Here is a 23,534-nt window from a genome sequence, read left to right as displayed (position 1 = left end):
CCAAGACATACAAGCCTGCGTGCGGCGCGTCGGATCCGCATGTCAGGGACCGACCTGTCTCACGATGCGCCCGAGGGGTCAACTTTGGCTGCCCGCTGGAACCCAGCTCACCCTAGAGCGGTTCCCACCCGCCCTGGTACGAGCGTCGCAGAGCGGCGGTCACCCGCACAGGAGACGGGTCCAGATCGGCGTTTTCGGCGCGGAAGCGCACTCCAGTGCGCTGAGCACCGAAAACGTCGAGATGGGCCCGTATCCGAAGCGGGTGACCGCCGCTCAGGAGAGCAGCGCGATGAAGTCGCCGATCGCGGTGAAGGGCAGGCTCTCGTTCACGACGCCGGCCCGCACCGCAGCCCCGGGCATGCCGTAGACCACCGCCGAGTCCTCGCTCTCGGCCACCACCGTGCCCCCGGCCGCGCGGACCGCCCGCGCGCCGTTCACCCCGTCGTCGCCCATCCCCGTCAGGATGATGCCCACCGCGCGGCTGCCGCCCACCTGCGCCACGCTCCGGAACAGCCGGTCCGCGCTCGGAACGTACCGGTCCCCAGGCGCCGGCGCCCCCACCCGGATCCGGATGTCGCCGCTCAGCCCGACCCCGCTGCCCGGCGTCACCGCGATCTCCATACACATCCTACCCGGGCACACATACGCCTTGCGGGCCACCACCTGCTCGCCGTTCTGCGCCTCGACCACCCGGAGGCCGCCCTTCCGATCGAGCCGCTCCGCGAACGTGCGGGTGAACTTGTCCGGCATGTGCTGCGCGATGAAGATCGCGCCGGGGAAACGATCCGGGATCCGGTTGAAGATCTCGAGGAGCGCCGTGGGCCCGCCCGTCGACGAGCCGACCGCCACGAGGTGGCGCAGCGAGACGCCGAGCCGCGACGACTCCTGCACCGCGCGCGGCGACGCAGGCTGCGCCGCCCGCGCCGGGGCCGGCGCGGCCGGCATCGGAGAGCGGGGGCGGAGGTAGCGCACCAGCAGGACCTTCTGGATGATCTCCCGCCGGATCTGCGCGTCCGCCGTGAACTGCCGGTCCGGCTTCGCCACGAAGTCGACGGCGCCCAGCTCGAGCGCCTTGAAGACGTTCTCCTTGTGGCTGTAGCTCGAGACGATGATGACGGGCGTCGGCTGCCTCGCCATCAGGATGCGGAGGAAGGTGAAGCCGTCCATGCGCGGCATCTCGAGATCCAGCGTGATCGCGTCCGGCCGGAGCTGCGCGGCTTGACGGAGCGCGTCGTCGCCGTCACCGGCCTTGCCCACGACCTCGATCTCGTCGCTTCCGCTCAAGATCTCGGCGATGTTGCGCCGGTTGTACGCGGAGTCGTCGACGACGAGCACGCGCAGGGGAGCGAATGTCATGAGCGCAAAACCTTCCGCCGGAGGTTCATTCTACCCCACCCGGAGCGCCATGGGACCAACCGTCGCCTGCGCAGCCTCGACTTCGTCGGCGCCTCATCCGCCCTCCTCCCCGCCGCCCCGCTCCGGGCCGCCCCGATCGGGCGAGATCTCCGGGATCCCCAGACGCAGCGTGGCCGCCGGCTTGCGGTACACGAGATCCTCCCGAAGGTGCACGAGCTCGAACGCGGTCGTGACGTTCAGGAGCGACTCGGAGTGGCCCAGCAGGAGGAACCCGCCGGACGAGAGGCGCTCGTAGAAGATGTCGATCACGCGGCGCCGCGACTCCTCGTCCAGATAGATGAGGACGTTGCGGCAAAAGATGACGTCCACGCGCCCGATCACCGCCGCCCGCGACGAGTCGAGCAGGTTCAGGTGGCCGAACTGGCAGAGCGTCCGCAGCTCGTCCACCACGTGGAACCCGTCCGGGCGCTCCACGAAGTAGCGGCGCTTGAGCTCGGGCGGCGTCGCGCGGAACGACGAGGCGCCGTACACCCCCCTGCGCGCCGCGATCACGCAGCGGCGGGAGATGTCGCTGCCGAAGATGCGGACCTCGCGGCGCTCCGCGGCGCCGGACTCCCGCGCGGCGATCGCGATCGAGTAGACCTCCTCGCCCGTCGAGCAGCCCGCGCTCCAGATGGACAGCCGGCCCTTGGCGCCCCCCGCCTTGACGATCATGGGCACGAGCTCGGTCATGAGCGCGCGCAGCTGGTAGTCCTCGCGGAAGAAATACGTCTCGTTGACCGTGATGAGCTCGAGCGCCTCGTCGAGCTCGGCGCGCCCGCGGCTGTGGAAGCGCAGGTACTCGTAATACTGCGCGAACGACGAGAGCCCGAGCTCGACCACACGCTCGCGCAGCCGGCGCTCCATCGACGTGCGCGCCTCGGGCCCGAACTGGAGCCCGCAGTGCTTGTTGAACAGGTCACGCAGCCTCTGGAACTCGTCAGGCAAGAGGCGGATCTCGTCGTCCCGCCGCCGGTTCACAGCACCTTCCCCGACGGCGGCCCGCCGGTCATCCCCGAGGGGGACGCCGGGGCCTCACCGCCGTCGATCGCCACGGGCGCGCTCGGCCGCTCCGCGGCGTCGCTCCAGGGAGGATCCGAGCGGAACGGCGCGCCCCCCTGCGCCGCGGCCGCGATGAGATCGGGCTCCCCCGACGCGCGCACCAGCCCGAGCAGCTCGCGCGCGCGCGCCCGCTCGTCGCTCGCGCGGTCCGAGAGCGACGCGTACAGGCGGCCCAGCGCGCGCGCCGCGGCGAGCCGGACCTCGCGCTCCTCGTCGGCCAGGGAGAGGCTCAGCACGTCGAGCGCAGAGACGCCCGCCGCCGCCGCGATCGCGGTCACGGCCGCGCGGCGCGCGCGCACGTCCCCCGCCGACGCGGCGCTCGTGAGGAACGCGATCTCCTCCGGCTCCGCGTCGCCGAGCGCCTCGATCACGATCGCCGCCGCGAGCTGGGTGTCCTCCGCCAGCGCGAGCCCGCGCGCGAGCTCGCGCGCCGTCCCGGGGTAGCGCTCCGTGAGCCCCGCGAGCGCGCTCTCCGCCGCGCGCGCCACCGGCAGCGAGATCGCGCGCGTCTGCGACACGATGAGCGGGAAGTCGACCGCGGCCCCGATCTTCGCGAGCCCGTAGAGCGCGCTGGTCGCCACGAGCGTCGAGGGGCTCCGGACCGACCGCCGCACCGCGCCGAGCAGCTCGGCGAGCGTCGCGTCGATGTCGGGCCGCTCGCCGTCCAGCGCGCCCTCGCGCCCGCCCTGCTCCGCGATCGCCACGGCGCCGTCGAGGAGCGCGGCCGTCGCGTCGTCGACCCCCTCCCAGAGATCCGGGTCGGGATCGATGTGGCGCTCGAGGTAGGACAGCACCGAGGGCAGCGCCTCCGCGCCGAGCAGCCCCAGCGCGCGCTGCGCCGTCTCGACGAGCGCGGGCTCGATCATGGCCTGCACCGCGGCGTCGGCCGCGCCCGGGGCGCGCGCCATCGCCGCGAGCAAGAGCGCCTGGGCGCGCCCGCTCACCGGATCCGCGCCGAGGCCGCGCCACGACGGGGGCTCCGCGCCGCCCGAGCCCGGCGCGCCGGCGGCGGCCTGCACGAGGCGGGCGCCCACCTCGGGCGGCGCCGCCCGGAGCGCGTCCACCGCGTGCGACGCGAGCGGCCCCTCGGCGAGCCGCGCGAGCGCCCGGACGAGCTGCGCGAACGCGCCGCCCCGCGCCGTCGCGAGCGCCGCGCAGAGCGCCCGCGGCGCCTCCGGGCTCTCCGCGAGCGCCGCGGCGACCAGCGCCGCCGGCCGGAGGATCGGGTCGTCGATGAGCGACGAGAGCACCCGCCACGGCACCGGCGCCTCGAGCCCGTTCAGCCCGTTCAGCGAGGTCAGCCGCACGAAGCGATCCCGATCGGAGAGCCGCTCGTACAGGATGTCCGTCACCCGCTCGCGCGCGATGAGCCCCATCCCGGCGATCGCCTCGATCGCGCTCTGCCGCAGGTTGTCGTCCTGCTCGGCGAGCGCCGCGTAGAGCGGGTCGAGCGCCGCCGGGTCGCGCGTGCGGCCGAGCGCGTCGACGACGAGCTTGCGCTCGTCCCCCGCGAGCGCGCCGAGCGCGTCGACGAGCGCCGGCGTGGCGTCTCGGCCGCAGTAGCCGAGCACCTCGATGGCCGCGTTCCTGAGGCCGACGTCCTCGCTCTTCTGAAGCGCGTCGAGGAGCGCCTCGACGAGGAGCTGCGGGGCGGACGGCCGCTCGCCCTCCGCGCCGGCGCCGTGTGAGGCCGGCCGCTCCCCCTCCGCGGCCTGCGCCGGCGCGGAGGCCGGCGCGGCCTGGATCAGCCGGTGGCAGGCGTAGGTCGCCTCCTTGCGGACGCGCCAGTCGGGATCGCCGAGCGCGCGGAGCAGCAGCGGCAGCGCCTCGACGACGTCGGCCCTGCCGAGCCGCGCGGCCGCCTGGCGGCGCTCCTCGGCGTCGTCCGCGGAGAGCGCCGCGGCGATGACCGCGATCGGCATCGGCGTGCTCCGCACGCTGGGCGAGATGGACTCCGGCTCGGCCGGCCAGGAGCCCGCGTCGCCCGCGCGCGGGCCCTCGAACGGACCCAGATCGTCGAACGCGCGGCTCACGGGGCCTCCAGGAGGGCGCCCGACGCGGCGAGCGCGAGGGCGAGCTCGATGAAGCGCCCGACGTCGAGCACGAAGATCATCCGCTCGTCGTGGGTCGTCACCCCCGTGATGCCGCGCAGATCGCTGCTGCCGCCCACCGGCGGCGTCGGCCGGTAATCGCCGCTCGTCCCGAAGACCTCCGTCACCGCGTCGACCACGAGCCCCACCGTATGCGTCCCCACGTCGACAAGGATCCACTTGGTGCTGCGGGTCGGATCGACCGGAGGCAGCCCGAAGCGCACGCGGAGCTCGATGACCGGCACCACCTCGCCGCGGTGGTTCGCGACGCCGGCGACCTCGGGGGGCGTGTGCGGCAGCGTGGTCACCTCGAGCGGATTCACGATTTCGCGGACCCGCGTGATGTCGATCGCGTAGTGGACGTCGCCGACCACAAAGCCGACGAGGCTCTTCTGCGGGTCGGGACGGCTGCGCTCTCCAGTCAACGGCATCTGAGCCTCCGAGCGCCCGGGCTCTACGAGCCGCCCGGGCGCGGACGAATCGTCCGTTAGGACGCGAGTATGGCCTGCAGGTCGAGCAGGATGATGACGCGCGGCTGCGCCTCGCCCTGGGTGCCATCCGACGCGCTCGCCCCGTGCATGGGCCGGGCGATGCCGGCGATGTAGCCCGCCACGTCCCCCCCGAGCGCCGTCGCGGCGTGCTCGATCTCGGCGTCGGCGAGCCGGTAGACCTGCTGGACCTCGTCGACGAAGAGGCCGAGCGTCTCGCCGTTCGCCGCGTCGACGAGCAGGATGCGCGCCCGCCGCTGCGCCGCGCTCTCGTGCAGCCGCATCCGCCGCCGCAGATCGATGACGGTGACGAGCTGCCCGCGCACGCTGACGATGCCCATCGTCGAGTCCGGCGCGCGCGGCACCGGGGTGAGCGGGGGCGGCTTCAGGATCTCGCGCACGAGCGAGACGGGCGCGGCGTAGGTGTCGCCCGCGAGCGTGAACGCGAGGTACTCGGTCCGCGGGCCGCTCGCCTGCGCGCGCGAGTTCCGCTTCGAGACCGGTATCCGGGCGGGCCTTCGGGTGAGGTTAGCCATGGGTGCTCCGCGGATCGTTGCGCTGCCGGTCCCCGCCGTGGAGGATCTCCTCGATGAGCGCGGGGGCGTCGAGGACGAGCGCGATGCGCTGGTCGCCGAGCTCGGTGGCGCCGGAGAAGCCGCGCACCGAGGAGAGCGACGGGCCGAGCGCCTTGATCACGACGTCCTGCTGCCCGATGAGCGTGCTCACGACGAGGCCCAGCCTGCGCGCGCCGACCGACGCGACGACGATGTACTTGCGCTTGCTGCCCCCCTGGAGCCCGAGCGTCGCGCGGCCGCCGTCGCCCCGGCGCCCGCCGCCCACCGCGGCGCGCGCCGCCGAGCCGCCGCGCGCGCCGCCGAGCAGGCCGGCGATGCGCGCGCTGAGCTCCTCCTCCTCGTTCAGGCCGAAGAGCCGCGCCAGGTAGCAGAGCTGGAGCGTGCTGTTGCGCAGCGTGATCATCTCGCGGCCGTCGATCTGGCGCACCGTGGCCTCGTCGAGCGCGACCGCCTCCTGCACGTTGGTCAGCGGGATCGCGAAAAGCCGGTCGGCGACCCGGACGATGAGCGCGCTGATGATCGCGAGCGTGATCGGCAGCGTGACCGTCATCTTGGTGCCGATGCCGGGCTCGCTGTGCACGTCGATGACGCCGCCGAGCTTGCTGATGTTCGTCTTCACGACGTCCATCCCGACGCCGCGCCCCGAGATCTCGCTGACGTCGGTCTTGGTCGAGATGCCCGGCTGGAAGATGAGGTTCAGCACCTCGCGGTAGCTCGTCGTCCGCGCGTCCTCCTGGGTCATGACGCCGCGGCGCAGGGCGGCGTCGAGCAGCTTGTCGACGTCGATGCCCTTGCCGTCGTCCTCGATCTCGATGACGACGTGGTTGCCCTTCTGGAAGGCGTTCAGCGCGATCGTGCCGACCGCCGGCTTGCCCACCGCCTCGCGCATGCTCTTCGACTCGATGCCGTGGTCGATGGCGTTGCGCATCATGTGCATGAGCGGGTCGCTGAGCTCCTCGACGATGAGCTTGTCGACCTCGGTCTCGGCGCCCGTGATGACGAGGTTCACGAGCTTGTCGGCGTCGCGGCTGATCTGGCGGACGACGCGCGCGAGCTTGTCGAAGACCTGCCCGAGCGGGACCATCCGGACCTCGAGGATGCCCGCCTGCATCTGGGCGAGGTGCCGGTCGAACGTGCGCTGGAGCCTGTGGAGATCGAGGGAGAGCTCGCGCTCGGTGGGCGCCGCGCGGAGCCGCTCGACGAGGCGGCCGAGCGCGGAGCGGACGAGGGCGAGCTCGCCGACGATGTTCATCAGCCGGTCGAGCTTGTGGATGTCGACCCGCACCGTCTGCGCGACGGAGCGGATGGAGCTGAGCTCCCCCTTGCGGTTGCCGCGCGCGCTCGACGGCGGGCTCGCCGCCGACATCGAGCCGGTCAGGTCGACGGCCCGCGACACGCCTGTCGGCGCGCCGCCCCGGAGCGCCGCGGACATCGACGGCATGCCCGGCGGGGCGACCCGGCCGTGGCCGTTGTTGTTGCGCCGGGGGATCTCCTCGACGGCGGCGCCGGCCTGGTGCAGCGCGCGCTGGAGCTCCTCGAGCGGCGCGCGCGAGGCCATCAGGATGTCGAGCTCGATCGAGTCCTGGTCCGCGCCCGCGCCGGTCGGCAGGTAGGTGATGATCTCGCCGTACGGCTTCGCGGTGATCTTCAGGTCGTCGAGGGCCTGATCGATCGTGGCGAGGTGGAACTGCACGCGGAGCCGGAACAGGGTCATCCCGCTCGCGATGTTCGTGCGCAGCCGGTGCTCTTCGTACTCGGTGAGCACGGAGAGCAGCCCGGGATCGAGATCGTAGTTGTCGTCGGGGAGGCCGGCCGCGCTCGGGCCTGCGTCCTGGTGCAGCTGGCGCAGGAGGTCGTCGACCTCGGGCATCGGCGAGTCGCGCCCGTCCTTCTCGTTCTGGAGGATGCGCCCGTAGAGCTCGACGCTGCGGAACAGGAGGTCGAGGACCGACGCGCTGATCTCGATGCGCCCGAGGCGGAGGTTGTCGAGCAGCTCCTCGAGCTCGTGCGAGAGGGTGGCCATCCGGGTCGCGCCGAAGAGCCCGGCGAGCCCCTTCAGGGTGTGCACGGCGCGGAAGACGTCGTTGATGACGTCGGGGTCGACCTTGTTGGTCCGCACCGCCTCGTCGAGCGCGAGGAGGTCGCGCCCGAGCCCCTCGACGATCTCCTGCGCTTCCGAGAAGAACTCTTCGCGCGCCCGATCGCCGCTCTCGACCATCAGCCGCCGCCTCCCTCGCCGGAGCCGGGCTGCTTGGCGCGGGCCGCGGGCTCCTCCGCGCGCGGGGAGGCAGCGGAGGCGCGATCGTCGACGCCGGCGGCGCCGTCAGCGGACGGCGAGGCGCCGGCCTGCGGCGCCTCGGCCCGCGCGTCGAGGCTCGCGACCACCGCGTCGCGCAGGGCCTCGGGCGTGAACGGCTTCGGGAGGAAGCGGTCGGCGCCGAGGCGGAGCCCGCGCTGGATGTCGCGTTCGGTCGCCTGCGTGGAGATGATGAGGATCGCGACGTGCCGGTAGCGGTCGCTCTGCCGGACGAAGCGGATCACCTCGAGCCCGTTGATGTCGGGCATGTTGATGTCGGTGATCACGAGGTCGAACGCGCCGCGCGGCAGGAGCCGTAGCGCGTCGAAGCCGTTCACGGCCTCCACGATGTCGACGTCGCCCGCGAGCCCAAGCACGCGGTCCTCCAGCGTCGAGCGGATGTACGCTCGCATTGCCGGCGAGTCCTCGACGATCAGGATGCGTGCCATGCGGCGACAGGGTAACGGAAATCGGCCCGGGGAGACCAACTCGCTGAGCGCCCGGAGGCGACGCGCGCGGTCTTCGAGGCGCGCGGGCCTATGTACGGCGGTCTCCCTCCCGGAGTAAACCAGCGCGAGCGCCTCCCTGCACGATCGGCGAGGCGGCCGCGCGGCCAGCGCCTCGGGGTGGGGCGCCGCCCTCCCCGCCGGCGCGGCCGCGCGGCCGTGCCCGCCCGGCGGGGCGGCCTCGGGGAGGGGCCGCCTGCGGCAGCGAATTGACATCGCGGCGTCCGATGCGCGCTAATCGCGCGCGTGAAAATCCTCCTTTGTTCTCCAGCGTTCCGGATCCTGCTCGCCGCCCTGTTCGCTCTGTCGAGCGTGGCGTGCGGCGGCGGGCTGCGGGTGACCCGGATCAACTCCGCCCAGAAGAAGCCGAACAACGTCTGGGTGTTCTTCAGCGTCGACGCCGGCGAGGACGAGCCGGTGGGCGGCCTCACGGCCGAGGACTTCGAGATCTACGAGGACGGCGAGATCGTCTCGAAGTTCGAGAGCAAGCAGACCATCCAGAACCCCGAGGTCGCGGCGGTCATGTACACGATGCTGCTCGTCGACATGAGCGGCAGCATCACCGAGTCGGGTCAGGCCGACGCCCTCGTCGACGCCGCGCAGTCGTTCAGCGATCGGGTGGGCAAGAGCCAGAAGGTCGGCGTCTACGCGTTCGACGGCGAGGTAAAAATCCACTCGGTGGTGCCGTTCACCGAGGCGCAGGGCTCGGTCGAGGGCGGGCTCGAGGGGCTCCGGAGCTACAAGCCGAAGGACACGTCGACGAACCTCCACGGCGGCGTGGTGGAGGGCATCCGGGAGCTCAAGAAGCAGCTCGACAAGGACCGGCGCCCCCTCAAGTTCGGCACGCTCGTCGTCTTCTCGGACGGCACCGATCGCGCGAACCGCGTGAGCCGCGAGGACATGCTGAACGAGCTCAAGAAGGAAGAGTACGAGAATTACCAGATCTTCGTCGTCGGCGTCGGCGCCGAGATCGAGAAGGCGCGGCTCGACGAGATCGGGCGCGACGGGACCGAGCTCGCGGCGGACCAGGCGAAGGTCAAGGAGTCGTTCGACAAGATCGCGGCGAAGATCGAGGCGCACATGAAGCGCTTCTACCTGCTCTCGTACTGCACGCCGGCGCGCGCGGGGGAGCACGAGGTGGAGATCAAGGCGATCCAGAAGGATCCGTCGGCCTCGGGGTCGCTCGCGTGGAAGTTCAACGCCGACGGGTTCGGGCCGCCGCCGGAGTGCGATCCCAACACCCCGCCGTCGTTCGAGCTGAAGGCGACCGTGCCCGCGGACGACGACGGCGGCGGAGCGGGCGGGAAGGCGAGCTTCAAGGCGAACGCCAACGTGAAGGTCGAGGCGAAGTGAGGTGCGCCGCGGCCGCGAGGGGCGGCCGCGACGCCGTTCCAGCGGCTCGCCGCGCCCCGCGGCGGGCCTGATCCAGCCAAACTCGAGCCTCCTCCGTCTCGTCGACGTTCACGCGTCGACGGTCACGCCTCGACGTTCATCCTCCTCTGCTCGGCGCCGGCGCTTGCTGCGGCGTGGCGCGCGCTGCCATCAGGACCCGCCATGCGGTGGCGCCGAGAAGGACGGCGCCGCCGACGGTCGACCAGATCCCGGGGCGCTCTCCGACGAGGAGGAGCGCCCAGACGGGGTTGAGCACCGGCTCCAGGAGCACCAGCAGCGAGGCCTCGACGGCCGGCGTGTGGCGCATGCCGCGGCTGAACAGGGCGGTCGCCACGCCGATCTGCACCGCGCCGAGGAACACGAGGAGCCCGAGGTCGACGAGCCCCGGGCGGGCCGCGCCGCCCAGGGCCATCGGCAGCGCGCCGAGCCACGCGAGGACGTTGCCCCAGACGAGCACCGCGGGGTTGTCGTCCGGAGCGGCGCGGAACCTCATGATGCACAGCGCGAACGCGAGCCCGGAGAGGAGCGCCAGGGCGTTGCCGAGGAGCTGCCGCGCCGAGAGCTGATCCAGAAAGAAGAGCGCGAGGCCCAGGATGAAGATGGGGGCCGCGATCCTCTCGCCGCGCGAGGGCCGCTCGCCCAGCAGCCAGGGGCTGAGCAAGAGGACGTACACGGGCGAGGTGGACTGCAGGAAGATCGCGTTCGCCGCCGTCGTCAGCTTGGTGGCCTGCACGAACAGCACCATGACGGCGGCGTAGATCGCCGCGACGCCGAGCGTGCGCCACGAGGGGAGGCGGCGCGCGCCCGGCATGGCCAGGCCCAGCGCGAGCGCCGCGATGAACGCGCGGGCCGAGGCGACCTGCCACCCGTCGAGGGAGATCAGCTTGATGGCCGCCCCTCCGGTGGACCAGAGGACCGCGGCGGCGAGGATCATCAGTCGAGAGCGGAGCATGGGCGACGAGGGCGGCGAGCCTAGCCGAACGGTCGACGAGGCGCGCAGGGGCAGATTACGCTGCTCCGCGATGCCACCCCGCCGCCCCGAGCGCGCCGACCGCGACATCGATCCTCGCTCCCGCCGCTCGGCAGAACGCACCCCGCTCGGGTCAACCTCGTCGCGCGGTGCCCGCCGCCGCGGGCGGCTCCTCTCGCTCGCCGTGGCGGCGCTCGTCTCGGCGGCCCGGCCCGCGCCCATCGCGGCGCAGCCGAGCCCCGCCGAGCAGGCGAGCGAGGACCTCTCCGCGGCCCGCCAGCGCTGGAGAACGGCCGTGGAGAGGGACGATCTGGCCGAGAGCGCCGCCCTCGCCGACAGGTACTTTGCGCTGCTGGAGGGCACCTCCCAGCTCGATCACGAGCTCGCGCATTTCTACCTCGGCTACGGCGACTACGCGCGCGCCGAAGCGCTGCTGGTGCGGGGGCTGACGCGCGAGCAGCCCTCCTTCAACGATGAAGGGATGCTCTATGCCCGGCTCGGCAACGTCTACCTGGACCTCGGGGACCTCCAGAGCGCCGAGGAGCTCCTGAAGCGAGCCCAGCCGCTCCTCCAGGGCTGGGGAGAGTTCTATGCCGTCGACTCGCTCGCGCGGCTGTACCTGGAGCGACGCGCGCTGCGCTCCTTCGCGGAGGCGCTCGACAGGATGCGCGTGATCCTCAGGGAGGCCACCGGCGGCTCGGGGTGGGCCTACGCGATCCCGGATCTGCGCGCCGCGCAGCTCTCCTTGCGGCGCGGGCAGGTCGAGGAGGCCGAGCGGCGCCTCCTCGACCTTCGCCCGCGGCTCGAGCCCGCGCTCCCGGCGCAGAGCGCGGTGCGCGCCGATCTGCTGGAGGAGCTCGGCGTGCTCTTCACCCGCAAAGGTGATCCCAGGGCGGAGGCGCTGCTCCTCCAGGCGCTGGTGATCCGCGAGCGGGTCTTCGCGCCGGATCACCCGGCCATCGTCCGCGCGCTGGGGCACCTCGCGAACCTGTACGTCGCGCAGGGCCGGACCGCCGTCGCCGTGCGGACGCGCGAGCGGGCCGCCGGCCTCCAGGACCGGAGCGCCCGGGCCAACCTGGCGAGGGGCTCCGAGCGGCAGAAGCGCCTCTACATGGGCCTCGTCCAGCGCGACACCGACGCGACCCTCTCGCTGCACCTCCAGGATGCCCCGCGCGACCAGGCCGCGGCGCGGCTCGCCCTGCGGTCGATCCTCCGGCGCAAGGGGCTCGCGCTCGACGCCATCGCCGAGAGCTTCGCGTCGCTGCGGCAGAGCCTCGACGCCGAGGGCCGGGCGCTCCTCGCCGCCCTCACGCAGCTCGACGCGAAGCTGTCCACCGCGATCACGCGCGGCCCGATAGACCTCCCCGCCGAGGAGCACCAGCGCGAGGTGCAGCAGCTCGAGGCCGAGCGCCAGCGGCTCGAGTTCCAGCTCGCCGCGCGGACGCGCGCCGCGCGCCCGGCGGACGCGAAGCAGCCGCCGATCACCGTCGAGGGCGTGCAGGCGGCGATCCCCGACGGGGCGGCGCTCGTCGAGATCGTCCAGTACCGGCCCCACGACCCGTTCGGGCCGCCGGTGAGGCCCACGTGGGGCAAGCCTCGCTACGCGGCCTATGTCGTCGGGCGGCGCGGGGGCGTCACGGGGGTGGATCTCGGCGACGCCGCCGCCATCGACGCGGCGGCCGCGGAGCTCTCGCGGGACCTCTCGAACCCGGAGCGAGACCCCCGGGAGCGCGCGCGCCACCTCGACGCGCTCGTGATGCAGCCGATCCGGGGCGCCCTCGGCCCCGCGCGCTGGCTCCTCCTCAGCCCGGACGGCGCGCTGAACCTCGTGCCGTTCTCCGCGCTCGTCGACGAGGAGGGCGGCTATCTCATCGACCGCGCCTCCTTCACCTACCTGACCAGCGGGCGAGATCTGCTGCGCGCCGCGGGCGCCGTGGCGCCGCAGGCCGGAGCGCCACGTGGAGGCGTGCTGGTCATCGCCGACCCCGCGTTCGGCAGCCTCTCGGAGCTCGCGCCGGACGACGACGCCACGCGCGGGCTGCGCTCCGCCGAGCTGGCCGGGGCGCGCTTCCCGCCCCTGCCGGGCACGGAGCGCGAGGCGGAGGCGGTGCGGAGCGCGCTGGCCAGCGCGACGGTCCTGACCGGCCCGTCGGCCACCGAGGAGGCCCTCAAGCGGGCGCAGCGGCCGCGCGTGCTGCACATCGCGACGCACGGCTTCTTCCTCCCGGACCAGGGCTCCCCGGGCGAGCCGGCGAGCACCCGCGGCGCCGAGATCGAGGGCCACGCTTTTCGCGAGAACCCGCTCCTGCGCTCGGGCCTGGCGCTGGCCGGGGCCAACGCGCGGCGGAGCAGCTCGGACGAGGACGACGGCATCCTGACCGCGCTCGAGATCTCCTCGCTGGACCTCCACGGGACCCAGCTCGTGGTGCTCTCGGCCTGCGAGACCGGCCTCGGCGAGGTGCCGCGCGGCGACGGGGTCTACGGGCTCCGCCGCGCGCTGCTGCTCGCCGGGGCGGAGACGCAGGTGATGAGCCTGTGGAAGGTCGGCGACATGGCGACGCGGGATCTCATGACGTCCTACTACGCGGCGCTCGCGCGCGGCGGAGGGCGCAGCGAGGCGCTGCGGTCGGCGCAGCTCCAGATCCGGCGTGAGCGCCCGCACCCGCACGCGTGGGCCGGCTTCATCACCTCCGGCGAGGGCGCCGCGCTCGACGGCAGGCAGGTCGCGCCGGCCTTCCCGCGCGCGGCGGCGAACCCGCGCGGGTGCGCCTGCGCGGCCGGCGAGGGCGGCCCGAGCGCTCCGCCCGCGTTCGCCGCGCTCGCCGCGGCGCTCGTCCTGGTCGCGCGGAAGCGCTGGCCCCGCAGGGCTGGGAATTGGTAGACGTCGACGCCGGAGCCCACCCATCGCGGGCTCGTGGAGGTCTGCATGCGTCGATCGGCGATCGTTCTGGTGCTCCCCGTCCTGACCTGGGTGCTCTCTGCCTGCGGAGGCGCGCAGGCGCCCGAGCAGCCCGCCGCCAAGGAAGGCGAGGCCGAGATCTGCCCCACGGGCGATCCCAGCGTGCAGCCGTGCCCGGCGGGCTGCGTGTGGGACGAGAAGGTCCAGAAGTGCAACAAGGACCGCGGCATCATCGTGCACTACAACCCGGGCACGACGGCCCCCAAGCCGTGAAGTGATCACCCCCCGTCGAGCCACGCCGCCATCTCCGTCAGGAGGCCTCGCATGAGGCCGATGACGCGCGGGCTCGACGCGCGCACCTCCCCGACGAGCCGCCGGCGCTCCGCCTCCAGCCTGGCGAGGACTTTCTCCACGCTCGGCGAGGCCCGCCACTTCGGTGTGCCGCGCCACACTTCCTCGCGCTGCGATCCGGCTTCCTTTACCTGCGCGCTCAAGCCGCCTTGACGGAGGCGACCCGTCGCTCTCTTCTTCTGCTGTGTCAGCGAGATCTTCCACGAGAGTGCATGTATGCAAGAACCGATGACCCGGGGCTCTCTGATACTCAATGCAGCAGCCTACTCGGACGTGCTGTGTGACGAGGCTGGGGTCCGCCGGGTTCGTCACGGGCTCTCTCAGGAACTCAGGAGGGCGCTGGCCACCATGTCCAGCGCGGCGTGGTACCCTCGCGCCTACTACGTCGAGGTGCTGCGCGGCATCGTCCAGGTTCACAACGAGCCATCGCAGAGCTACCTGGACGTCGTGAGGTGCGGCCGGACTGTCTTCGAGAAGGAAGCGAACACCTTGATGAAGCTGCTTCTCAGGGTGATGAACGCTCGGCTCTTCCTCCGGAAGTTCCCCGACTTCTGGGCGCAGGATATGGTCGGCGGGACGCTGCGGGTGGATTGCTCGCAGATCGATCGGAACGAGGCGACGTTGCTCGTGACCGAGGTCGCAGGGTTCGAGCACCTCGGACCGCTGTGCGTCGGCTTCGCCGGCCGTGCGCTGGAGCAGGTGACCGGCAAGCAGGTCGACGCGACCCAGACGGGCTGGTCGTTCGACCAGCCAGACGCGGATGAGGTCACGTTGCGCTTCTCGTGGTGAGCGCGCCGACGCGCCGGGGTGAGCGAGCGGTGACTGCCAGGCTGAGGAGGCGACAACCTCCCTGAAAGTTACGAATCTGGGAATGCTTATATGCCCCGCCGGTCAGGTGCAGCGCCTGGTTCGGCGTGGCTGCCTGGCTGGCCCACGATGCTATTTGTCCCTTTCGGTGTCATTCACGCTTGGCCACTTCGATTCTGATAAACTCGGGCAGGTATGACGGCGTACAGTTTTTGGCGACATGGTCGTCCTTGTAGAGCCCCAATGCTTCCCCGAGCTTGATACATCTGGATCGAAATTCAGGCTCGTGAACACCAATCTGGCAAGCGCAGAAGTTCATTGCCCATTGAACCACGGGCTCAGCATCAGCCATATCGTTTTCCAGGGAGTCAAGCAGCTCTGCACTATTACCGGGAGGAGCTTGCCCGACCCAGCGCAAGCGCGCTTGGTGATACCAGAACCAGCGACGCAAAATCGGGGAAGAACCCTTCTCCCACGTCGCGATAAGGGAGACCAGTTTCTTGTCTTTGGCGAGCTGGTTTGCCAACAGCCAGTCAGCCAATTGGCTGCTTTCTTCCGCGTCATGCCGAAGCACATCCGACGCAAGCTGATCGATGACGTTTTCTGTGAGGAGCTTCTTATCAAAGATGAGGGTCGCGAGCAGACGAGGGTAGTATTCGCCCGTTGACCAAAGCTCCATTGCCAGGTCGTGGTCTTTCTTAATCTCTTTGCCACGCGTTCGCAGGTCGCCCAACATCACGTTTCCATTCGCGATCTCAGCGACGAGTTTCTTTGCTTTTGCCGATAAACCCATTTTGCATACATCTCCTGTATTCGCCGAACGCCCTGCCAATCAGCCCGCGCGTGCGCCGCCGAGCGGAGCCCATCCGTTCCCGAACACCAGGTTGGACATCTTCGTGGCGTCGTCGTTGACGGGCATCTTGCCGGCCGTGAGTCGCCGGTCGCATGCCTGGATGATGTAGTCCCGGCTGCCCGTCGAGAGGATCAGCGTCATCTCGAATCCGCTTTTCTGATCTGGCGCATCCGCCCACCGTAGCACGTGGAACGTAGAGGATCCAAAGGGGTTCCCGCGGCGTTCCTGCGGCCAAGTACCATTCTGCCCCACGTGCCCGTTGACGTAACGCCGACACCCGGGAGAGGAGCCCCCTTGAACAGCGCGTCGTGGGGCGTGGTCGTCACAGCGCCCACCATGCCCGCGGTCGGGTCGCGTCGCTACGGAGATCGACAGGCTCCACCCCGTGCCGGCCGCCAACGAGCGGCACCGCATCGCTGCACATTCATGGCGGCTCCCGGGGTTCGGTCATCTCGGGTCGACGCCCGCCCAACGTCGCAATCAGCTGTGATGCGCGACATATCTACGCATTTCCCCATGTAGGCCGCGAACCAAGGCACCCTATCTCCATATTCCCGAGGATACGTCGCGGCTCGTCATGGCCTATCTCCATGATCCCGCAGATAGGCTGTGACCTTCCGCGACCTATCCCCGTCATCCCGCAGATCGGCCGCCGCTGCGTAACTACGTATTCCCGTTGCCAGGTCTCGGACGGCGACGGCGTGTCGTCGCGCAAGATTCGCGCCGACGGCCGGGTACCCCGGGCGACCAGAGCCCGGTCGACCGTGGCGCGGCGGCACGAGAAGGAGCTCGCGGCTGGTCGCGGCGAGGTCGACCTGCCCCCACGCTCTTCTCCCAGGGCCGACGGTGGCCACGCGGATCCCCCTCGCCGGCCGCCTCGCCGCCCGCTCCCTCCCCCGCCGGCGGAGATGGCCGCGATGATCCGCGCCGAGCAGAGCACCTCCGGGAAGGCGCTCGCGGCGCTCCCCGCCGGGACGGCGGCGCGCCGCCGCGGGACGACACCACGGGGCTCGCGTCGAACCTGGAGCACCGGCCCTCCGGGCCTCCGCGCTCTTCACCGAACGCGGCGAGCTCCTGCAGGGCGGCCGGATCGGCGCCGGACACGAAGAGCGACATCACGACGTCGAGCCGGAGGTCCGCGCCGTCCGCGTGGACCGCGACGGCGGCGAGCGCCGCAGGCGGGCCCCTGTCGCACGGGCATGACACCCGGCGTCGCGCCTGCGTGACAGCGTCACGACGTTGTTCCACGTTGCCCACGTCGCTCGCTCCTGATGGGCTGAAATCCGGGCGATCAGCGCCGTGCGCGCGCAGGTACGGCCAATGCACTGCTCGGAATGCGCAGGGGACCTCACCAGAAATGGAGGCGAGTATGTTGAACGATAGGCGCGTTCCGGGTGTTTTCGTCGCAGCTACGCTGCTCGCGGCAGGCTGCGCGGTCGAGGCGGGCGATACGGGGCAGGTCTCGGAGGAGGCGTCCGCGAGCCAGGCCTCGCACGGTTTCGGGCGGGAAACGCCCGAGGAGAGCGCCGGCAACCAGCCCGCTCAGGCCATCGAGAGGATCGAGAGCAAGGTGCTGAATCGATTCGTGGTGCCGCGTGTCGGGACGGTATCGCTGATCGACGAGGATCCGAGCAGCGCGGCGCCCCAGATCGGCGTCCTGGTCGTCTCTTCGCCCGAGGACGACAAGCTCATGCCGCTCGTCCACGAAGACGGGACCGAGATCACGCCGCTCGAGGTTCTGCTGAGCGCCGACGCCTCGGCCGACGTCGCGCCGCGGCTCTTCGAGCAGCACGTCTCGATCACCGGCGGGACACGGATGCTCTCCGTGGTCTACGACGCGGGGCCGGAGGTGACCGCCGGGAACTGCGCAGCGGCGTCGTGGCAGAGCTACTTCGACAATGAGGCGCTCTCGTTCGGCGGCGTGGACGATTCCGAGCACCTCCCGAGCATGACCACGTCGTTGCCGAGCTGGACGGCGAGCGGCTACCTGGGCAAATACTCGCGCATCGTCGCGGGGGCGTGCTTCGTCAGCCAGGGCGACGGCAACGACGACCTGACGGTGAAGATGGAAAGGCGCGTCGGCGGAAGCTGGCAGACCGTGAGTGGGACGCAGGTCACGCTCAATACGACGATCAACGGCGGCAAGGATCGCTATCTTTACCTGAGCGGCTCGTATTGTTATGACCACGAACGCCGCATCACCGTCGCGGGGCGCCCCCCGGGTGGCGTCTACCCGCCGGACAAGTTCCACCTCTCGGGCGCGTGGGGAGGACAGGCGAACGGCTGCTGGATCGAGTCAGGCGGCTGACGCGCGCCCGCCCCTGCGCCTTCCCGCGCGACGAACCGCCGCGCGACCCCCTCCAGAACGCGCCCCCGTGGAGCACAGAACGATATTTCATCGGATGGGTGGTTGCCATTCCGGAATTCGCTCACGCTCGGCGCTTCCACTCGCGAGGATGTCGGCGGCCGTGAATCACTCCAACAACCACGATGGCGGCGGGCAGGATCAGGTAGAAGACCGCGTACGGGAAACGCTCGACGAGCACGCGCCGGACGTCTCGCTACAGCGGCGGGTACGCGAGCGGTGCGCTCCGGATGCGTTGGATGGCGTCGTCCAGCTCTCGCCGGAAGACGGCGCCAAGCCCAGACCGCTGCTCCTCGTACCAGCGGAAGGTCTCGAGGGCTTCGGCGCGAGCTTCGGCGAGGAAGACAACGCGGCTCACAGCTCGTCGGTGGTCATCTCGGCACGGACGTCCTCCCACGGGACACCGACGGGGCCTTCGAGATCGAGGCGATCAAGGCGGCGGTCAAGCTCAGCGCGGAGCTCGGAGCTCAGAGGCAGGTCGTCCGAAGAAAGGCTTCGCCAGAGGTCATCGATCAGATCCAGCTTCTCGTCTGCGGTGAGCTTGGAGAGATCGAGCGCGGGCTTGCCCATGGGCGTATCCTGCACCCGAAGGGCCGGCAACGCCAGCGCACGCGAGCCGGCGGTATCAGGCCGCATCAACCATCCGCCGGGCGATGGATTCCCGGCTCCGTGACGGACAAGGGGATCCCTTAGCTCGCCCAGAGCACCGAGAGATCGAGCTCGACGGCGTCGAATGGCGCGACGCGAACGCGGGCGGCGTCGCGGTGGACGACCGCGGGCCCCCAGCGGCGATCCGCGCCGAGCACGTACACCTCCAGCGTCCGCTGGATGGGGTCGACCAACCACGCGTGCCGCACGCCCTCGCGCGCGTAGATCGGCATCTTCTCGTCGCGGTCGACGTCCTCGGTGGAGGCGCTCAGGACCTCGCAGATCCAGTCCGGGGCGAGCGCGAAGTACGCTGTCTCGGGCAGCTCGGGCATGCGCTCGCGGCGCCAGCCGGCGATGTCCGGCACGAGCGCGTCGATCTCACCAGGCGCGCGCGGGTCGGGGAAGTGCAGCTCGGGCTCGTCCAGGATCCACCAGCCGCCGGGGCCCCCTCGCCCGCGCTGGAAGGCGCCGTGCAGGTCGGCCCCCAGCGACGACGCGGCGTTCGCATGTCGCGGCGCCGGCCGGGGCATGACGCGGAGCACGCCCCCGATGAGCTCTGCCACCTTGTTCGGCGGGACGGCCTCGAGGTCGGCGTACGTCGCGCGGCGCTGCTTCTCGGCGGACTGGCCCACGACGGAAGCCTGCCCGTGGGCGGGCGGCGGGGCAAGGCGTTCAGGTCCGCCCGTCGCTCACCCTCGCCGCGGCCGCAGCGCCCTGATCAGCGCATCGATCCCGCGGGAGCGCCACCTGTAAGCCGTGCTGACCGGCGCGTCTTGCTGCTCGGCCACGTCCTCAATCGACATCTCGAAGATGTCGTGGGCAACGATCACGTCGCCCTGCGCGAAGCCTCTGACGTCCTCGCGTGTCGCCCGGCGACCTCGGAGGTAGCGCGCGACGAGAGCGCTGACGACGCCTGCTTGCACGCCAAGCTCGGCAGACGTGAGGCGCCCTGGTGCGAAGCGCCGGTCGTGAACGACGATTGCGAGAAGGAGAACGACGAGCTGGGCGAGGGTAAACTCGCGCTCCGGCGCTTTCTCGTCCGCCTTTGCGTCGTCACGCGCTTTCTCGAGCCGGCCATGGCGCCCAAGCCGGCGAAGTGCTCATCCCTCGTCGAGCCACGCCGCCATCTCCGGCACGAGGCCCCGCAGGAGGCCGATGACGCGCGGGCTCGACGCGCGCACCTCCCCGACGAGCCGCCGGCGCTCCGCCTCGCTCTTGACGAGCTGCGCGCGGCGCAGCGCCGCCCAGAGGCGCGCGCCGGCGGCGATGCTGTCGTCGCCGTGCTCCTCGGCCACGCGCCGGGCCTCCACCGCGTCCTCGAGGGCCTCCCCCACCCGCTCCAGCTCCCAGTGAATCTCGGCGCGCCGGAGCAGCGTCAGCGCGTGGTATCGGTCCCCCCGCGCCCGCTGGAGCTGCTCGGCCTGATCCGCGCTCTCCAGCGCGGCGGCGGGGCGGCCCGCCCGCGTGAGCGCCGCCGCCAGGAGCGAGAGCGCCGCCGCGCGGAGCGCGGGGTCCCCGTCCTGCGCCGCGAGCTCCGCGGTCCGCCGCGCGACCTCCGCCGCCTCGGCGGCGCGCCCCTCGCGCATCAGGAAGGCCGAGAGGTTCTGCAGGAGCAGCCGGAGCTGGCCCCGCATCCCCTGCTGCTCGGCCTCGGCGACGAGCCTGCGCAGCCGGTCGATCGCCACGCCGATCCGCCCGAGCTCGGCCTCGAGCACCGCGAGATCGCCGCCGATGTGGACCCTGTGCCACGCCGAGGCCAGCGGCGCCGCGATGGCGAGCGCGCGCTGGAGATCGCGCTCCAGCAGCTCGTGATCGCGGCGGTTCTGCGCGTAGTTCAGCTCGCACCGGAGCACGCGGGCCGCGAGCTCGGCCGCGGGGCCCGCGCCCGCCGCGAGCTCCACCGCCTCACCCGCGAGCTCCATCGCGCGATCCCCGGCGGCGACCCCCGCGAGCGCCATCCGCGCCTCGCAGCGGAGCGCGGCCTCGCCGAGCGCGTCCGCGTCGGCGAGCAGCCCCGGATCATCGGCCCCCGCCTCGCTGAGCCCGCGCGCCACCTCGAGCCGGTGGATGCGCCGGCGCACGTCGAGCGGCCCGCCGCGCGCCACGACGGCGTGCTCCGAGAGGCGCGCGAGCCGCCGGCTCGCCTCCTCGAGCTTCCGCCCCTGGATGAGCGCCCGGACCGCGTCGATCTCGAGGCCGGCGCGCACCTCGGGATCCGCCGCGAGCGCGGCCAGCCGATCCGCGAACGCCGCCGCCTCCTCGAAGAGCCCCGCGGCGGCCGCCTCGGCCATCGCGCGGCCGAGCCAGCGGCGCGCCTCGGCCACCGCGCCGAGCCGCTCGTAGCCCGCGCCGAGGAGCCCCGCGTCCACGCGCCCCTGCGCGCCCTCCGCGAGCGCGTCGAGCAGCGCCCGGTGCAGCCGCTGGAACCACGGCCGCCGCTGCGTCAGGTGGAGCGCCGCCTGCCGCAGCATCTCCTGCGGGAAGCTGTACTCCTGCGCGTCGCCGGAGGCCGTCAGCACGCCCGACCCGCCGAGCGCCTCGAGCGCCGCCTCGGCGCGCTCGTCGTCCCCCACCACGCGCAGGAGCACGTCGACGCCGAGCCCGCCGCCGCAGAGCGCCACCGCGGCGAGGGTCCGCAGGGCGCTGCGCTCGGCGGCGCTGTCGGCCGCGAACGAGGCCACCCGCGCCTCGAGAAGATCGGCCACGCCGGGGACCTCCCCCCGCAGGGCCCGGTCGTCCGCGGCGCAGAGGATCCCGTCGCGGAGCGCCAGGGCGCCGCCTTCGTGCCACGCCATGAGCGCGTGCACGATGTAGAAGGGCACGCCTCCGGACGTCGCGACCACGGCCCGCTCCAGCGCGGGCGCGAGCGGGGCGAGCGGGACGACGAGCGCCGCGGCCCCGCCCTGCGTGGCCTCTGGATGCAGGCCGCGGCCCACCGCCTGCGCGAGCTCGGCGGCGGCTTCAGGGTCGAGCGGCGCGAGGCCAAGGTAGGTCACCCCGGGACACACCCGCGCCCGGACCTCGCCCAGCAGGGCGCGCAGGGGCGCCGGCCGGCTCGGCTCGCTGCGCGCTGCCGCCATCACGAGCAGCCGGCCCTGCGCCTCCGCGGCGGCGCGCCGCAGGAGCAGCTTGATCAGCTCCAGCGTCGCCGCGTCGGCCCACTGCAGATCGTCGACGAGGAGCAGCAGCGGCTCGCGGGCGCTCGCCCGCAGCAGCGCGTCCTCGATGGCCTCGACCGTGTGCGCGACCTCGTCCGCGGAGGGGAGCAGCGCCGGAGACAGCGCCCGCTCCAGCGCCGCGGGGAGCGCGCGGAGCTCGGGGAGGTCGCTCTCGCCGAGCTCCTCGGCGGCGCGGCGCAGCGGATAGAACGGGCTCCGCCGCTCGGGCAGGCACCGGAGCCGGACGACGTGGCGCAGGTCCCATCCGGTGCGCTCGACCGCCGCATCGAGCAGCCGGCTGCGCCCGATCCCCTGGTGGCCGCCCACCACGATCCCGCGCACGCGGCCCTCCTGCGCGGCCTGCGCAGCGCGCGCGATCGCGTCGAGCTCGGCTCGCCGCCCGAGGAGCGGCGGCCGGCCGTCGGGCGGCGGACGCGCGGGGCGGTCCTCGGGCGGCGGACGCGCGGGACGGTCCTCGGGCGGCGGCCGCGCGGACCGGTCGGACCCGCGAACCGGCGGCTGCGATCCTTCCTTGCTTCCTGGCGGGGCGAGCTCGGGATCGAGCGCGGCGAGGATGCGATCGAGCTCGCGCGCGACCTGATCGGCGTGCCGGGGGCGGCTCTGAGGATCCAGGGCGACCAGCGTTGCCGTGAGGCGAGAGAGGAGGCCGGTCGCCGTCGTCGGGTCGGGCACGAGCGCCTCGAGCGGGGGAGCCGGTCGCCGCGGCACGAGGAGCCAGTGCGCGGGCTCCCCGCTGCGCTGCTCGATCTCGGCGGGGAGGCTGCCGGTCCTCAGGCGGAAGATCAGGACGCCGAGCGCGTAGAGATCGCTGGCGGGCGTGGCGGACTGGCCGACGGCACACTCTGGAGCGATGTAGCCGGGTGTGCCCGCGAGCACGGAGCCCAGCTCCCGGACACCGCCGGCGACCGCGGGCACGCTCAAGGTCATGGTCGCGCCCGCCGGCTCCTCGGCCAGCACCGTGCCGGAGTAACCGTCGACCGCCACGGTGGGCGGCGGCCCGGTGGGGGCGGCGAGCCCCCGCTCGACCCAGCTCCGCGCGTTTCCCCCGGAGATCCCGAAATCGATCAGCTTGTAGACGCCCGACCCGCGGACGACGTTGGCGGGCTTGACGTCCCGATGGACGAGCCCGGCGGTGTGCACCGCGGAGAGCGCCCAGGCGACTGCGGACGCCGCTTCGAGGACGGCGCGCTCGGGGAGGCGGCCTGCCTCGCGAGAGAGCTCATCGAGGCTCGTGCCGGCCACATACTCCATCACGAGGCCGACCACGCCGAGGGCGTCGTCGCGCTGGAACGAATAGAACCGCACGACGTTCGGGTGCTCGACCCGGCAGAGCGCCTGCGCCTCGTCGAGAATCGTGTCTCGCCACGCGGCGGTCGCGTCGGGGGAGCCCGCGAGCTGCTCAGGCACGAAGAAGAGCTTGATGGCGACGTCGCGGAGCTTCCTGCCTTCGTAGATCTCCTCGGCGAGCCAGACCGGCGCGAACCCGCCGCTGCCGAGCTGCCGGACGAGCCGGAAGGGACCGAGGCGGGCGCCGTGCCCGAGCGGGGCTCCGGAGGGATTCGGCGACGAACTGGTCATCCGCCGCCGAGCATATCCTAGCCACCCCGGCGCTCCCGCAGGAACCGGTCGCTCGCGCTCTCCCTCGTCCGCTCGTGCGT

At 72.3% G+C, this 23,534-nt stretch carries 19 protein-coding genes; 5 read left to right on the top strand and 14 right to left on the bottom strand.

The genetic code is table 11. The features are described 5' to 3' along the window. Nucleotides 1-273 precede the first annotated feature (273 nt). The 7 genes from cheB to WME82_RS08970 form a co-directional block, all read right to left on the bottom strand. Nucleotides 274-1,356, bottom strand: coding sequence for a chemotaxis-specific protein-glutamate methyltransferase CheB (gene cheB, locus WME82_RS09000; RefSeq protein WP_272101288.1), 1,083 nt, complete (start codon nt 1,354-1,356; stop codon nt 274-276). A gap of 93 nt (nt 1,357-1,449) precedes the next feature. Further along, nucleotides 1,450-2,376, bottom strand: coding sequence for a CheR family methyltransferase (locus WME82_RS08995; RefSeq protein WP_438042499.1), 927 nt, complete (start codon nt 2,374-2,376; stop codon nt 1,450-1,452). Beyond that, a complete protein-coding gene (locus WME82_RS08990; RefSeq protein WP_438042498.1) occupies nt 2,373-4,490 on the bottom strand; it encodes a HEAT repeat domain-containing protein in 2,118 nt (705 codons plus the stop codon). The genes WME82_RS08995 and WME82_RS08990 overlap by 4 nt, the downstream gene beginning before the upstream one ends. Next, on the bottom strand, nt 4,487-4,978 hold the full coding sequence (locus WME82_RS08985; RefSeq protein ID WP_012234231.1) for a chemotaxis protein CheW: 492 nt from the start codon (nt 4,976-4,978) through the stop codon (nt 4,487-4,489). The genes WME82_RS08990 and WME82_RS08985 overlap by 4 nt, the downstream gene beginning before the upstream one ends. Before the next feature lie 56 nt (nt 4,979-5,034). Then, the gene (locus WME82_RS08980) at nt 5,035-5,571 is read right to left on the bottom strand and encodes a chemotaxis protein CheW (RefSeq protein WP_012234230.1); all 537 of its coding nucleotides are present in this window, start codon (nt 5,569-5,571) and stop codon (nt 5,035-5,037) included. Beyond that, entirely contained in the window at nt 5,564-7,828 is a 2,265-nt protein-coding gene (locus tag WME82_RS08975; protein WP_438042497.1) for a chemotaxis protein CheA, read from the bottom strand. The genes WME82_RS08980 and WME82_RS08975 overlap by 8 nt, the downstream gene beginning before the upstream one ends. Beyond that, nucleotides 7,828-8,355: a response regulator gene (locus tag WME82_RS08970; protein ID WP_437745072.1), complete on the bottom strand. Its 528-nt coding sequence runs from the start codon at nt 8,353-8,355 to the stop codon at nt 7,828-7,830. Before WME82_RS08970 ends, WME82_RS08975 begins: the two co-directional genes overlap by 1 nt. Nucleotides 8,356-8,658: 303 nt before the next feature. Between WME82_RS08970 and WME82_RS08965 the strand changes: the two genes are divergently transcribed. Continuing rightward, nucleotides 8,659-9,765, top strand: a complete 1,107-nt coding sequence (locus WME82_RS08965) for a VWA domain-containing protein (protein WP_438042496.1) — start codon at nt 8,659-8,661, stop codon at nt 9,763-9,765. A 136-nt stretch (nt 9,766-9,901) separates the two neighbouring features. On the opposite strand, the gene WME82_RS08960 is transcribed toward WME82_RS08965, so the two are convergent. After that, on the bottom strand, nt 9,902-10,756 hold the full coding sequence (locus tag WME82_RS08960; protein WP_438042495.1) for a DMT family transporter: 855 nt from the start codon (nt 10,754-10,756) through the stop codon (nt 9,902-9,904). A 70-nt stretch (nt 10,757-10,826) separates the two neighbouring features. On the opposite strand from WME82_RS08960, the gene WME82_RS08955 reads away from it, so the two are divergent. Together WME82_RS08955 and WME82_RS08950 are read left to right on the top strand one after the other, a co-directional pair. Continuing rightward, a complete protein-coding gene (locus WME82_RS08955; RefSeq protein ID WP_438042494.1) occupies nt 10,827-13,655 on the top strand; it encodes a CHAT domain-containing protein in 2,829 nt (942 codons plus the stop codon). Nucleotides 13,656-13,700: 45 nt separating this feature from the next. Then, complete coding sequence (locus tag WME82_RS08950) at nt 13,701-13,946, top strand: hypothetical protein (protein WP_437915426.1); 246 nt, start codon at nt 13,701-13,703, stop codon at nt 13,944-13,946. 5 nt (nt 13,947-13,951) lie between these two features. Here the strand turns inward: WME82_RS08950 and WME82_RS08945 are convergent, their stop codons facing one another. Continuing rightward, nucleotides 13,952-14,167 (bottom strand): hypothetical protein, encoded by a 216-nt coding sequence (locus tag WME82_RS08945; protein ID WP_438042493.1) that lies wholly within the window; start codon nt 14,165-14,167, stop codon nt 13,952-13,954. A gap of 205 nt (nt 14,168-14,372) precedes the next feature. Here WME82_RS08945 and WME82_RS08940 point away from each other — a divergent pair, with 205 nt between their 5' ends. Further along, nucleotides 14,373-14,813, top strand: a complete 441-nt coding sequence (locus WME82_RS08940; RefSeq protein WP_438042492.1) for a hypothetical protein — start codon at nt 14,373-14,375, stop codon at nt 14,811-14,813. Nucleotides 14,814-14,982: 169 nt separating this feature from the next. Here the strand turns inward: WME82_RS08940 and WME82_RS08935 are convergent, their stop codons facing one another. Together WME82_RS08935 and WME82_RS08930 are read right to left on the bottom strand one after the other, a co-directional pair. Then, a complete protein-coding gene (locus WME82_RS08935) occupies nt 14,983-15,624 on the bottom strand; it encodes a DNA alkylation repair protein (protein ID WP_438042491.1) in 642 nt (213 codons plus the stop codon). Between the two features lie 39 nt (nt 15,625-15,663). Continuing rightward, nucleotides 15,664-15,825, bottom strand: a complete 162-nt coding sequence (locus WME82_RS08930) for a hypothetical protein (protein ID WP_438042490.1) — start codon at nt 15,823-15,825, stop codon at nt 15,664-15,666. A 1,228-nt stretch (nt 15,826-17,053) separates the two neighbouring features. On the opposite strand from WME82_RS08930, the gene WME82_RS08925 reads away from it, so the two are divergent. Further along, the gene (locus WME82_RS08925) at nt 17,054-17,992 is read left to right on the top strand and encodes a hypothetical protein (RefSeq protein ID WP_438042489.1); all 939 of its coding nucleotides are present in this window, start codon (nt 17,054-17,056) and stop codon (nt 17,990-17,992) included. A 411-nt stretch (nt 17,993-18,403) separates the two neighbouring features. On the opposite strand, the gene WME82_RS08920 is transcribed toward WME82_RS08925, so the two are convergent. The 3 genes from WME82_RS08920 to WME82_RS08910 all read right to left on the bottom strand — a co-directional run bounded on the left by WME82_RS08920 (nt 18,404) and on the right by WME82_RS08910 (nt 23,454). After that, nucleotides 18,404-18,619 (bottom strand): addiction module protein, encoded by a 216-nt coding sequence (locus WME82_RS08920; protein WP_438042488.1) that lies wholly within the window; start codon nt 18,617-18,619, stop codon nt 18,404-18,406. Nucleotides 18,620-18,738: 119 nt separating this feature from the next. Then, entirely contained in the window at nt 18,739-19,329 is a 591-nt protein-coding gene (locus WME82_RS08915; RefSeq protein ID WP_438042487.1) for a Uma2 family endonuclease, read from the bottom strand. A gap of 468 nt (nt 19,330-19,797) precedes the next feature. After that, nucleotides 19,798-23,454: a serine/threonine-protein kinase gene (locus WME82_RS08910; RefSeq protein ID WP_438042486.1), complete on the bottom strand. Its 3,657-nt coding sequence runs from the start codon at nt 23,452-23,454 to the stop codon at nt 19,798-19,800. Between the last annotated feature and the right edge of the window lie 80 nt (nt 23,455-23,534).

The sequence above is a fragment of the Sorangium sp. So ce128 genome, from assembly GCF_051525245.1.
GTDB classification, from domain to species: Bacteria; Myxococcota_A; Polyangia; order Polyangiales; family Polyangiaceae; genus Sorangium; species Sorangium cellulosum_B.
The sequence above is the reverse complement of the archived record's forward strand: the minus strand, read 5'-3'. Positions and strand labels throughout refer to the sequence as shown.